Annotated in this window: 12 protein-coding genes; 1 reads left to right on the forward strand and 11 read right to left on the reverse strand. The window is 64.4% G+C overall.

Features of this window, described 5'->3' with window-relative positions; translation table 11 throughout:
- Positions 1 to 475: 475 nt before the first annotated feature.
- From ureG to xerC, 9 genes are all read right to left on the reverse strand, one after another.
- On the reverse strand, positions 476 to 1,099 hold the full coding sequence (ureG, locus tag ACF8RA_RS08680) for an urease accessory protein UreG (RefSeq protein WP_176684016.1): 624 nt from the start codon (positions 1,097 to 1,099) through the stop codon (positions 476 to 478).
- 11 nt (positions 1,100 to 1,110) lie between these two features.
- Complete coding sequence (locus ACF8RA_RS08685; RefSeq protein WP_176684017.1) at positions 1,111 to 1,785, reverse strand: urease accessory protein UreF; 675 nt, start codon at positions 1,783 to 1,785, stop codon at positions 1,111 to 1,113.
- Positions 1,785 to 2,330: a HupE/UreJ family protein gene (locus ACF8RA_RS08690; protein WP_021782341.1), complete on the reverse strand. Its 546-nt coding sequence runs from the start codon at positions 2,328 to 2,330 to the stop codon at positions 1,785 to 1,787. Before ACF8RA_RS08690 ends, ACF8RA_RS08685 begins: the two co-directional genes overlap by 1 nt.
- A gap of 18 nt (positions 2,331 to 2,348) precedes the next feature.
- Entirely contained in the window at positions 2,349 to 2,858 is a 510-nt protein-coding gene (gene ureE, locus ACF8RA_RS08695; protein WP_392519056.1) for an urease accessory protein UreE, read from the reverse strand.
- 9 nt (positions 2,859 to 2,867) lie between these two features.
- Positions 2,868 to 4,571 carry an urease subunit alpha gene (ureC, locus tag ACF8RA_RS08700; protein WP_392462364.1) on the reverse strand — a complete coding sequence of 568 codons (1,704 nt, stop codon included), beginning with the start codon at positions 4,569 to 4,571 and terminating at the stop codon, positions 2,868 to 2,870.
- Positions 4,568 to 4,885 (reverse strand): urease subunit beta, encoded by a 318-nt coding sequence (locus ACF8RA_RS08705; RefSeq protein ID WP_010953752.1) that lies wholly within the window; start codon positions 4,883 to 4,885, stop codon positions 4,568 to 4,570. The genes ureC and ACF8RA_RS08705 overlap by 4 nt, the downstream gene beginning before the upstream one ends.
- A gap of 19 nt (positions 4,886 to 4,904) precedes the next feature.
- Complete coding sequence (locus ACF8RA_RS08710; RefSeq protein WP_003253929.1) at positions 4,905 to 5,207, reverse strand: urease subunit gamma; 303 nt, start codon at positions 5,205 to 5,207, stop codon at positions 4,905 to 4,907.
- A gap of 9 nt (positions 5,208 to 5,216) precedes the next feature.
- The gene (locus ACF8RA_RS08715; protein WP_392487936.1) at positions 5,217 to 6,050 is read right to left on the reverse strand and encodes an urease accessory protein UreD; all 834 of its coding nucleotides are present in this window, start codon (positions 6,048 to 6,050) and stop codon (positions 5,217 to 5,219) included.
- A gap of 278 nt (positions 6,051 to 6,328) precedes the next feature.
- Positions 6,329 to 7,243, reverse strand: a complete 915-nt coding sequence (xerC, locus tag ACF8RA_RS08720; protein ID WP_021782337.1) for a tyrosine recombinase XerC — start codon at positions 7,241 to 7,243, stop codon at positions 6,329 to 6,331.
- Positions 7,244 to 7,459: 216 nt separating this feature from the next.
- Between xerC and ACF8RA_RS08725 the strand changes: the two genes are divergently transcribed.
- Entirely contained in the window at positions 7,460 to 8,641 is a 1,182-nt protein-coding gene (locus tag ACF8RA_RS08725; RefSeq protein WP_176684020.1) for an NnrS family protein, read from the forward strand.
- A gap of 87 nt (positions 8,642 to 8,728) precedes the next feature.
- On the opposite strand, the gene ACF8RA_RS08730 is transcribed toward ACF8RA_RS08725, so the two are convergent.
- Both ACF8RA_RS08730 and ACF8RA_RS08735 read right to left on the reverse strand, forming a co-directional pair.
- The gene (locus ACF8RA_RS08730) at positions 8,729 to 10,990 is read right to left on the reverse strand and encodes an ATP-dependent DNA helicase (RefSeq protein ID WP_392519058.1); all 2,262 of its coding nucleotides are present in this window, start codon (positions 10,988 to 10,990) and stop codon (positions 8,729 to 8,731) included.
- Positions 10,987 to 12,636: a VRR-NUC domain-containing protein gene (locus ACF8RA_RS08735; RefSeq protein WP_392487938.1), complete on the reverse strand. Its 1,650-nt coding sequence runs from the start codon at positions 12,634 to 12,636 to the stop codon at positions 10,987 to 10,989. Before ACF8RA_RS08735 ends, ACF8RA_RS08730 begins: the two co-directional genes overlap by 4 nt.
- Between the last annotated feature and the right edge of the window lie 93 nt (positions 12,637 to 12,729).

Genomic DNA, 12,729 nt, shown 5'->3' on the forward strand with positions numbered 1-12,729 from the left:
AGCTTCTTGGCGTCCGTTGTCACGGGGCAGGCCCAACCCGCTCCTACGTCTGATCGGTGACGGACGCACACCTGGGGACACAGGCCATCGTAGGAGCGGGTTCACCCGCGAAAGGGCCGGGCCTGCTGGCCAATATTCCTGGTCATTCACCGTTGCCGCCGCCACCGTATTCGCGGGTAAACCCGCTCCTACGCCTGATCGGTGACGGGCGCACACCGGAGGGACACAGGCCATCGTAGGAGCGGGTTCACCCGCGAAAGGGCCGGGCCTGCTGGCCAATATCCCTGGCCGTTCACCGTTGCCGCCGCCACCGTATTCGCGGGTAAACCCGCTCCTACGCCTGATCGGTGACGGACGCACACCGGAGGGACACAGGCCATCGTAGGAGCGGGTTCACCCGCGAACACCGGCGGAGCCGGTGCCATCCACTGCGTTGGTTTCTTCGCGGGCATGAGCGCAAAGAGACCTCGATCTGTCAGGCTCGCACACCCAGCATACCGCGCTCGACGATAAAATCGATCACCGCCTGCAACCCCTCGCCCTTCTTCAGGTTGCTGAAGGTCCAGGGCCGCTGCGGCCGCATGCGCTGGGTGTCGCGCTCCATCACATCCAGTGAAGCCCCTACATAAGGCGCCAGATCGGTCTTGTTGATCACCAGAAAGTCAGACTTGGTAATGCCTGGGCCGCCCTTGCGCGGGATCTTCTCGCCCTCGGCCACGTCGATCACGTAGATGGTCAAGTCGGCCAGCTCCGGGCTGAACGTGGCGCTGAGGTTGTCACCGCCACTTTCCACGAAAATGACTTCGAGGTTACCGAACTTGCGCGCCAGCGCCTCGACCGCCGCCAGGTTCATCGACGCGTCTTCACGAATGGCCGTGTGCGGGCAGCCGCCGGTCTCCACACCGACGATGCGCTCCGGCTCAAGGGCGCCGGCCTCGGTGAGAATACGCTGGTCTTCCTTGGTATAGATGTCGTTGGTGACCACGGCAATCTGGTAGTGATCGCGCATGGCCTTGCACAGCGCTTCCAGCAGTGCGGTCTTGCCAGAGCCGACCGGGCCGCCGACACCGATGCGCAGGGGTTGTTGATAGCTTTGCATGAAGGCAGTCCTCAGGAACGGAACAAACGGGTGTATTGGGTTTCGTGACGCGATGAGGCGATGGCCAGCAGCGGCAGGCCGCCGCCGAGCTGGTCATCGCCCAGGGCCAGTGCCTGGTCCAGTGCAGCGGGCAAGTCGGCGCCGAGGTCGCGCAGCAAGGTCTGGGCAGCCTGCTGGCCGAACGGCACCAGCTTGACCCCGGCCATGACTGCGCCCTCCAGCCAGGCAAAGCCATGGCCCAAAGCCAGTTGGCGCAACGGGATGGCCCAGTGCGCGGCCAGCCAGGCCATGCCGCCCAACTGGGTCAGCTCAAGGCTGGTGCGCCAGGCCGGTGCCTGGCCCAGTTGCCAACCGTCGAGCAACCGCGCCAGCGCCGCGCCGCGCTGCTGTTCTTCCAGGCGCAACTCGGCGGTTTCGCGGTTGGCCAGCAAGAACCGGCTCCAGTGGTAGAACGCTTCGGCGTCCTCGGCCTGGCAGGCGTGGTACAGACGTGCCAATACTGGCCAGTCAAGGCAAGCCAAGGTGTCGTGAACCTGCTCACGCTGCCAGCTGGCAAAGCTGTCCACGCCGCGAACCCAGCCGGCCTCGACCGCCCACTCCAGGCCTTGCGAATAGGTGAAACCACCCACCGGCAAGCCGGGGCTGGCCAACTGCAGCAGGCGCAGCAGCGCCAGGTCGCTGTTCATCAACCGGCCAGCACCAGCGCGGCGCCGGCCAACAGGCCACCGCCAAAGGCCTTCTGCAGGCCGCTGTGGCGGCGCAGCAGGCAACCGATTGCAAAGCCTGCCGCCAGCAGCAAGCCGCTGACCGCGACAAACCCCGCGCTGAATTGCCAGAAAGCGCTCGGCGTAGCTTCCACACCATGGGCCCAGCCATGGAACAAGGCGAACACCGGCATGGCCATGGCCAGCAGCAACTGGCGGCTCGGCAGCAGCACCGCCCCGGCAGCCACCAGCAGCGAAACGGCAATCAGGGTCTCCATGCCCAGCACATCGCCGAACAGGTGACCGCACACGGCACCACCGAACATGGCCGCCAGGGTAGCCAGGGGCAACGTCAGGTTGCGCCGGGTCAACGCGGCGAGCACGCCGGTGCCCAGTAGCATCAGCAGGTGATCGAGCCCGGTCAGCGGGTGCAGCAGGCCGTCCTGCAGCGGGTTGCTGTCATGGCCTGGATGGGCGAAGGCTGGCAGTGCCAGCATCAACAGAAACAGGGCGAAAGTCTTTTTCATCGGTTGCTCCAGGGCAGTTCAGGAATGGGCAGGCAGGCGAACGAACGGGTGGTCGTGGCCATGGGCATGACTGTGGCTGTGGCTGTGGCCATGCGGTGCACTTTGGTAGGCACCCGCTTCAGGCTCGAACGGGGCCTGTTCGGCCTCTACCGTCAGGCCCAACCCCCGCAGCATGTCGTCCAGCACATGGTCGTGCTGGAAGCGCAGCAGGCCGGGTTCGATCTGCAGCGGCACATGGCGGTTACCCAAGTGGTAGGCGGCGCGGGCCAACAGGTGTGGATCGGTACAGCGCACCGTCGACACCGCTTCGGGCGCCGCCAACACGCGGATCAGCTGAGTGCCCTCGGCATCGGCCAGTAATTCACCTCCGCGCAGCAGGTGACCGCGCTCCAGCATCAGCCCGGCTTCGCGGCCATCGTCCAGAGTTACTCGCAGGCGGCTTTTGATACGGCTGTCCACATCAAGGGTCACAGTGCCACTGACAACCCGCGTGCCGGGTTCGGAGATACGGCGGTTCAAGACAATCATGGGTGCTCCTCAGAACAGGAAATAGCGCTGGGCCAGCGGCAGTTCGCTGGCCGGTTCGCAGACCAGCAGCTCGCCATCGGCACGCACCTGATAGGTCTGCGCATCGACTTCGATCAGCGGCTGCAGGGTGTTGTGGACCATGTCCGGCTTGCGAACCCGCCGGCAGCCGTTGACCACGCCAATCAGGCTGCGCAGGTTCAGCTCCTCGGCCAGCCCGCGGTCCATTGCCGCCTGAGGCAGGAATGTCATGCGTGTGGCATGCCGCGCCGCACCCAGCGCGCCGAACATCGGCCGATAGTGCACCGGCTGGGGCGTGGGGATGGAGCCGTTGATGTCGCCCATTGGCGCGGTAACGATCATCCCGCCCTTTAGCACCAGGGCCGGCTTGACCGCAAAGAACGCTGGCGACCACAGCACCAGGTCGGCCAGCTTGCCGACCTCCACCGAACCCACCTCGTGACCGATGCCATGGGTCAATGCCGGATTGATGGTGTACTTGGCGATGTAACGTTTGACCCGGAAGTTGTCGCTGTAAGGGGTGTCTGGTGCCAGCGGCCCGCGGCGCAACTTCATCTGGTGCGCCACCTGCCAGGTGCGCAGCACCACCTCACCAACCCGGCCCATGGCCTGGGAGTCGGACGAGGTCATGGCAAAGGCGCCCATGTCGTGAAGGATGTCCTCGGCAGCGATGGTTTCGCGGCGAATGCGTGACTCGGCAAAGGCCACGTCCTCGGCGATGCTCGGGTCCAGGTGGTGACAGACCATGAGCATGTCCAGGTGCTCGTCCACGGTGTTGATCGTGTAAGGCAGGGTCGGGTTGGTCGAGGATGGCAGCACGTTTGCCTGCCCCGCCGCACGGATGATGTCCGGGGCATGGCCGCCACCGGCTCCTTCGGTATGGAAGGTGTGGATGGTGCGGTCGCCGATGGCCGCCAACGTGTCTTCGATACAGCCCGACTCGTTGAGGGTGTCGGTGTGAATCGCCACCTGGATATCCATTTCCTCGGCCACGCCCAGGCAGCAGTCGATGGCCGCTGGCGTAGAGCCCCAGTCTTCATGCAGTTTGAGCCCGACAGCACCTGCGGCAATCTGCTCGCGCAGCGCTTCAGGCTGCGAGGCATTGCCCTTGCCGAGCAATCCGATGTTGATCGGCAAGCTGTCGGCAGCCTGCAGCATGCGCGCAAGGTACCAAGGCCCGGGCGTGCAGGTGGTGGCATTGGTGCCGGTGGCCGGCCCGGTTCCGCCGCCGATGAACGTGGTGACACCGCTGTTCAATGCCTCGTCCACCTGTTGCGGGCAAATGAAGTGGATATGCGAATCGACACCTCCGGCGGTGACGATCTTGCCCTCGGCCGCAATCACCTCGGTCCCTGGCCCGACCGGCACGTTCACGCCCGGCTGCACATCGGGGTTGCCGGCCTTGCCGATCAGCGCGATGCGTCCATGCTTGATGCCGATGTCGGCTTTGACGATGCCCCAGTAGTCGATGATCAGCGCATTGGTCAATACCAGGTCCATGGCCTCGGCCGCCAGCATCTGGCCCTGCCCCATGCCATCGCGAATGACCTTGCCGCCGCCGAACTTCACCTCTTCGCCGTAGATGGTGAAGTCTTTCTCGACCTCCACCCACAACGCAGTGTCGGCCAGGCGCACGCGGTCGCCAACCGTGGGCCCGAACATGTCGGCATAGGCCTGACGGGAAATACGGCTCATGCCCTACCCTCCAGCGCGCCCATCACCTTGCCCTGAAAACCATAGACCTCACGCTTGCCGGCGTAAGCCACCAGTTGCACGGTACGCGCCTGACCCGGCTCGAAGCGCACGGCAGTGCCGGCCGGAATGTCCAGGCGAAAGCCCAAGGTGGGCGCACGGTCGAACACCAGCGCGTCGTTGACCTCGTAGAAGTGGTAGTGCGAGCCGACCTGCACCGGCCGATCGCCATGGTTGGCCACGCTGACGCTGACCGTTTCTCGGCCACTGTTCAACTCGATGTCGCCCGCGGCGACCTGGATTTCACCTGGGATCATGCAACGCTCCTTGGCGGTTTCAGACGATGGGGTCATGCACGGTCACCAACTTGGTGCCATCCGGGAAGGTCGCTTCGACCTGCACGTCGTGAAGCATTTCAGCGATACCGGGCATCACCTGCTCACGGGTCAGCACTTCGCGCCCCAGGCTCATCAGTTCGGCGACTGTGCGGCCATCGCGGGCGCCTTCGAGCACTGCGGCGCTGATCAGCGCCACGGCCTCCGGGTAGTTGAGCTTCAGGCCACGGGCCAGACGCCGCTCCGCCAGCAGCGCGGCAGTGAACAGCAGCAGTTTGTCTTTCTCTCTCGGGGTAAGCTCCATGGCGCTCTCTCAGGTAGCCCAGATACGCGGCGGGCAGGCGGGCAGGCCGAGGATGGCCGGACGCAGCACATGCCAGAGGCGTTGCAGGGTGCGTTGCAGGTGTTGGTTGTCATGGTCGAGCAGGCGGATCACCAGCAACGACCCGAGCAGGGTCGCACCGGCCGGGTTGCCCAGTTCATCGAGTAGCGGGCGAACCTGCTCCAGCACGGCCTGATCGGCCGGTGCGGCACAGAAAGTGGCGAGTAGCGGATGCCCACCCAGCTTGTCCAGGTGCCCGCCCTCGAGACGCAGGCGCTCATGCAGGCCAACCTCGTCAGGCAGTACGATGTGCAAAAGGCTGTCGAGGGCGCCGTGGTCGAAACGCTCTTGCATGACCGGGCGGCCCAGGCACAGGGTTTCCCAAGCCAACAGGCGGGCGCCCGGCTCGAGGGTAAAACGGCTGGCGAGGCTGGCGCGGGCGCCGGAGAAGAAGATGCTGTCCTGTGGCAGCCACTCCAGGGTGCTGCCCGCGGCCAGGTGAAAGCGCTGGGCCAACCGCGCGGTCGGGCCAATGCTGCGATAGAACTTGCTGGCGCCGGGCATGGTCAGCAGCGCATGGCTACCCGGCTCCAGGTGAATATCCAGTTCCAGGCGGTCGCCGGCGACGATGCCGCCCGGCGGGTGCAAGACATAGACATGGCACGGCGCACCCTCCGGATAGAAAGGCCGCTGCACCAAAAGAGGTCCAAAATGCTTCCACGCACCAAGGCGGGTCACGCTGTCACGCTGCACAAAGCGCAACTGCAGGTGAGCACTCCAGCCTGCATCGTCTTGTTGTTGTTCGATCTGCTCCGCGAGCGACATCCTGCGGCCCCTGAAATCCGTGGCCTGCTGGCCGTTTAGAGGGTCCGGCGCGGGCGCCTGCCAGCGCGCACGGCCTGACCACTCGATCAAATTCGCAGGCTGGATATAGCAGGTTGCGGGCCAACTCCGCAGGTGAAGGATGATGAAACTTATGCTGCGGCCGCTCTGGCATCGGGCATACGGGGGGATGGCGCACAAAGCGGGGGCGTGCGCCGGCCCTGTTTCGGTGCCGGCACCCGTGAAAATGGGGCAGCTTTGCAGCCCCTAAAGATCAGACCTCAGTAATCGAAGCGGTCAACGGCACGCCGACGCTCATTGTCATCACGCCGGTCATAGATGGCCGTGGTCTGGATATTGGCATGGTGCGCCAGCTTCTGCGCAATCGACAGGTCGTGCTCTTCGATCACCCGGGTGATGAATGCACGGCGAAAATCGTGCGGCATGATCTTCACTCCCACCTGCGCACCGCGCTGGCGAGCAATGTAGTAGATCGCATGCTTGGTAATGCGCGCACGGGTAATGTGGCTGCCGCGACGGATGCGGTTGAACAAAAACGGGTCATCCTCCGCCCCGGCAGGCAGGTCCTGGCGGCGCAGTTCAAGCCACGCCTGCAGCTTCTCGAACGCCCACGGCGGTGCATACTTGACCAACTGGTGATTGCCCTTGCCCACTACCTGCAGGCTGCGCGCCTCGAAGTCGACCTGGTCGAGGTCGATGTCGACCGACTCCGACTTGCGCATGCCGGTGCCGTACAGCAAGGCAATGATCGCCGCATCACGTACCCCCTGTGGCCGCGGGTCGGCTGCGCACACATCCATCAGCTCGCGGATCAGGCTGCGGCGCAGGTTGCGCCCTGGCGGCAGACGGGAGCCTGTGGCCGGCTTGACCTCGCGAATGCGCAACAGCTGCTCGTGGTCGATCAGGCCCTGACGCCAGGCCTCGTTCATCACCCCGCGAATCGCGTTGACGTACAGCGACGAGCTGTTGGGCGCGTAGCCATCAGCACGCAGGGCAGCCACCAGTGCAATCACATGGCCCGGCTCGAGCCGATGCCAAGGCACATCGACGATGTTGCAGTCGACGAAACCTAGCCGGTCGGCGGCGTCCTGAAGAATGTAGCGCATGGTTTGCTGGCTGGATGGGGCCAGACGGGCCATGTACTGCAGCAGCGGATTTTTCGAGAGGTCGGACAAAGCGTGAATCCTGTAGCGAAGCGTCAGCCGGCACTGAACCAGGCGAACCCTGAAGCAAGTCAAAACGACATACAAGCCAGTCCGAATGACTGCAAAACGCACGTGTCATTCGGACCCTGAGAAGTGCCATCACCTTGATATTCAAGGGCTTTGCAAACTGGCACGGATCGTGATCTTACCCCAATTGAGGCCTACTGAACGAACCAAGGACCGCCCATGCTCTTGCAACCCACTGCTTCACGCCCGCGCCAAGCCGTCTGGGGTTTGGGTTTTCGCCCGTTCTTCCTGGGTGGCAGTTTGTTTGCGCTGATTGCCCTGCTGTTGTGGGCCGGCGTACTGGCCGGGGCCCTGGCCCCTGCACCGCCCGGCGGTATGCTCGCCTGGCACCGCCACGAGATGCTTTACGGCTTCGCCACCGCCGTTATCGCGGGTTTTCTGCTGACCGCCGTACAGAGCTGGAGCGGCATCCCGGGCTTGAGCGGGCGGGCGCTGCAGGGCTTGTTCCTGCTTTGGCTGCTGGGCCGGGTGAGCTGGTTTCTGCCACTACCGGGTAGCGTGCTGGTACTGGTCGAGGGCAGCTTCCTGCCATTGGTGGCACTGACCCTGGCACGACCGATCGTGCAACGGCGCCTGCGCAACAACTACCCTATCGTCGTACTGGTGCTGTTGATTGCCGCCTGCCAGTGGTTGACCTTGGCCGGCTGGTTACACCAGGACGAACGGTGGCAGCGTCGCGGTATATTTGCCGGGCTGTGGCTGGTGACGGCGATGATGACCGTGCTCGGCGGCCGGGTCATTCCGTTCTTTACCCGCCGCGGCCTGGGTAACCTTGGCGCAGCCCCTGCCCGTCCCTGGCTGGACCGTGCCTGTCTGTTGCTCAGCGTGGCAGTACCGCTGGCGTTCGCCACCGGCCTGGCCGATACACCACAAGCAAGTCTGGCGGTGCTGTTTTTCGCCTTGTTCGCGCTGCACGCGACCCGACTGGTGCTGTGGCACGACCGTGGCCTGTGGCGCGTACCGTTGCTGTGGTCGCTGCACCTGGCCTACGCCTGGATCGCCCTGGCCTGCCTGGGCATGGCGCTGTGGCACAGCGGGGTGGCCCTGAGCCCGAGCCTGGTGACCCACGCGCTAACCGTTGGCGCCATGACCGGGCTGATCCTGGCCATGATGGCGCGGGTCAGCCTGGGCCACACCGGCAGGCCATTGCAGGTACCGACCAGCATTGCCTGGGCCTTTGCCCTGATGCAACTGGCGACCCTGACCCGGGTGATTCTGCCGCTGTTCACATCGCTGGGGGTAAGCGTTTCTACACTGTGCTGGAGCCTGGCGCTGTTGCTGTTCCTGCGCCATTACCTGCCGATCCTGCTGCGGCCCCGGGCAGATGGAATGCCCGGTTGACGCGGCTGGGCCGCCTTGCAGCGGTGTGCCAGCATGAGTGGATTGGTCACCCTCCCGATTGCAGCTGATCGCCCAAGGCAAAGACCGCTAGATAATAGCCACCGGCCACCAGTCGGGAAACATCTGCTGCACCCGGGGCTCGGCGAAGCGTTCGTCAATCAGCACCAGTACGCCCCGGTCCTGGTCACCCCGAATAACCCGGCCCGCCGCCTGGATAACCTTGCGCACGCCCGGGTAGAGATACGCGTAATCGAAACCCGCACCAAATTGCCGCCCCAGGCGCTGTTTGAACTGCTCGTTGACCGGGTTGACCTGAGGCAGCCCCAGGGTGGCGACAAACGCGCCAATCAGCCGCGTGCCGGGTAAATCCACCCCTTCGCCGAAAGCACCGCCCAATACGGCAAAGCCCACACCTCGGCCATCGGCGACAAAGCGATCGAGAAATGCCTGACGGGCCGCCTCGTCCATGCCCGGCGCCTGTGCCCACAGCGGAATCTGACCATGCCGCTCGGCCAACAACCCTGCCACCTGTTGCAGGTATTCGAAGCTGCTGAAGAACGCCAGGTAGTTACCCGGCATGCGCTGATACTGCCGGGCAATCAGGTCAACGATCGGCGCCAGGGAGGCTTGGCGCTGCTGGTAACGGGTGGACACCTGGCTGGCAATGCGCACTTCCAGCTGTTCGGCACGGAACGGGGCGGCCACTTCCAGCCAGGCGGTATCGGCTGGCATGCCCAGCAGGTCGCTGTAGAAGTGCCGTGGGCTCAACGTGGCGGAAAACAGCGTCACACTGCGCGCCGCCTGCATGCGTGGTGCCAGCAGCCGTGCCGGGGTGACATTGCGCAGGCACAGGGTGGCCAGCCGCCGTTTGCGCGGGCCCTGGCGCTGGCTGATGTCAAACAGAAAGTGCTCGTCGAACAGTTCGGCAACCCGGCAGAACTGCAAGGCCTGAAAATAGAACTGCAACACCTGGGGGTCCATGTGCGTGGGCGCCTGGTTCATCTGCTCCTGAATCAGCCCAACGCACTGCTGCAGGGCGCGCAACAGCCCTTCAGGCAGCGACTCGCTGGTCTGGTACGGCGCACGCTGCTCTTTATACAGCGCGTTCCATTGCCTGTTGAGGCGCTCCAGCGCACTGACCAGCCCAGGCGGTTTGCTCTGGCGCAACGCCAGCAGCTGGCCCTGGTCAAGGCTGGCGCTGTACATGCCGCGCCCACGCTCGACCAGGTTATGCGCTTCGTCCACCAGCACTGCCACTCGCCACTGGTTGAGTTGGGTAAGGCCGAACAGCAACGCATGCGCGTCGAAGTAGTAGTTGTAGTCGGCGACCAGCACGTCGACCCAGCGCGCCATCTCCTGGCCCAGGTAGTACGGGCATACCTGGTGCGCCAAGGCCACTTCACGCAGGTTGGCTCGGTCGAGCAACGGTACTGCTGCAGCAGCCTCGCGCGCAGCCGGCAAACGGTCATAGAAGCCTGCGGCCAATGGGCAGGACTCACCATGACAGGCCTTGTCCGGGTATTCACAGGCTTTGTCGCGAGCGATCAGCTCCAGTGTGCGCAACGCAGGTTGTGGCGTGGCATCGGTGATCTGGCGCATGGTGTCCAAGGCGAGCGCCCGGCCTGGTGTCTTGGCGGTGAGAAAAAACAGCTTGTCCAGCTGCTGCGGCACCATGGCCTTCAGCAACGGGAACAAGGTACCGAGGGTCTTGCCAATGCCGGTGCTGGCCTGGGCCATCAGGCAACGGCCGGTGCTAACCGCCTTGTACAAGGTTTCAGCCAACTGCCGCTGTCCCTTTCGGAACTGTGGGTAGGGGAAACTCAGCGCCAGCAGACCTTGATCACGTTCGGCCAAGCGTTGTTGCTGCAATCGGGCCCAGCCCAGAAAGCGCCGACACTGGGTTTCGAAGAAGGCCCGCAACTCGGCAGCCGAACAGTGCTCACTGAACAGCGTCTGGCCATCGCTGTCCACGTCGAGGTACACCAGCGCCACCTCGATGGCCGGCAGTTGTCGCGCCTGGCACATCAACCAGCCATAGACCTTGGCCTGTGCCCAGTGCAACTGACGGTGATTGGCCGGTTGACGCGCCAGATCGCCACGGTGCGTCTTGATTTCTTCCAGGCGATTGCTGCCAGGGTCATAGCCATCGGCACGGCCCCTCACCGTCAGGGTTTCGAACTGGCCTTCAAGGGTGATTTCCGACTCGTAGCCAGCAGCACGCCGTGCCACTACCCGCTGATGCCCTTCGATACCCTCCTGGGCGGTGGGCGACGGCGTGAAACGCAGGTCCAGGTCGCCAACCTTGGCACTGAACTCACACAAGGCGCGCACCGCTACGCTGTAACTCAAGGCGATTCGCTCCAGCGCACGTGGCACACCGCGACCGGCAGGCCGTGTTGCCGGCAGAACTCCAGCCAGCGCAGCTGATTGTCCTGCAGGCGATCACCAGGCCCCTTGACCTCGACCATGCGATAACGGCCCTGCTCGGGCCAGAACTGGATCAGGTCGGGCATGCCGGCACGGTTGCTGCGAATGTCCTGCAACAGGCGCAGGAAACATTGCTTGAGCGCAGCGGCCGGCAGGCAGGCCAAGGCCTGCTCCAGCAGCGCCTCGCTGAGCATGGACCAGAACACGAACGGCGACTGCAGCCCCTGTTTGGCCACGTAGCAGTCGAGAATCGCCTGACGATGGCTGCCATCGTCGAGCTTCCCGAGGCAGCGCTCGAACAGTGCACTGCGCCGTTGCTGGAAGTCGTTGTCGTGCAGGTCCTGTGGTGCGGCCTGGAACGGGTTGAAGAATGCGCCGGGCACCGGGGCGAAGATGGCCTCCCAGCACAACAGGCCGAACAGGCTGTTGAACAGCGTGTTCTCCACGTAATGCGCCTGCCCCCCCTCTTGCATCAGGTGCTGACGCACGGCTTCTTCAACGCCCAGCGCAGCATGCCCGCGGGGCAGCTCGAGCTCGATCAGTTCCAGCGGCGTGGTGCGCTGGCGCCGCTGGGGCGGGCCGCCGAGTTTGCGCGCCAGCCGTGGCAGCATGCGCTGCAGCGCCTGCTCCTCCAGCGCGTTGGCCGGTGCCGCAGCCAGTTGCAATGCCAGTGCATGGGCCTGGTGCCACTGTTCGCTGCGCTCCAGCACCCTCACCTGGCGAATGCGCGCCTGGGGATGGTTGCACTGCGCATACACGGCCGTGGCCAGGTCCCATTCACCCAGGCGCTCGCATTGTTGGCCCACGGCGAATTGCAGCCGCGCATGGCGCCGGGCCAGCCAGGGGTTGTCGCTGTGCAGGCCCTGCAGGGTGGCAAGGATCGGCACCGGGTCGCCGCCCTGCTCCAGGCGCTCGGCGCACTGGTGCAGCGCCATCGCCAAGTCGACATCGGCACGTTGCTGCAGGGCGCGAGAATCAGAGCTGAACGGTACCTGCTCGTAACGCAGCAAGCCCAGGTCGGCGAGGACGAAGTCTGACCAGTCCTGGTACAGGTTGCCGAAGAACAGCAGGCGCATGCGGTCGCACAGAGGTTGCAGGCACCACTGCAGAATGCGCACCTCGCTGTCGGGAAACCATTCGCCCAGTGACCGCGCCGCCAGCGCCAGGGGTTGCAACTGTGCCAACAGCTCATGCTTGGCTGCGCGCGGGCGGCTCAGTTGTCGGGCGAAGCAACGGGCCAGCTCTTCTTTGCGCAGCAACACGAACAGCTGTTCAAGCTCCAGTTGCTCGGGCTCCCTTACCCAGCCAAGGGCCAGCAACGGCTGCAGCGCCAGCGCGGTATCGCCGATTTCGGCGTAGTCGAGCCGATCGCTGCGAAACAACTCGCCTTTGCGCATGACCATACGCACCATCAAGGCCTGGGATGGCGCTTGCAACTGACTGAAGGCACGGATGAAGGCCAGTTCCTGGTCATCGAGCAGGTCCTGGTAGCGCTGTTCGACCCACGACACTACCTGGCGGAAGTTATGCAGGTAGTAGAACGGGTCGTCGACGGAATGGGCAATCACGGGATGGCATCAGGTAGCAAAAACAGACACTGGTTATACATACAGAAAAGCGTAGCTGACAAGAGCCGTGGGTCAGCCCGTTGACTCGTTCTC

This window comes from Pseudomonas sp. FYR_5 (assembly GCF_043106315.1).
Lineage (GTDB): Bacteria > Pseudomonadota > Gammaproteobacteria > Pseudomonadales > Pseudomonadaceae > Aquipseudomonas > Aquipseudomonas putida_Y.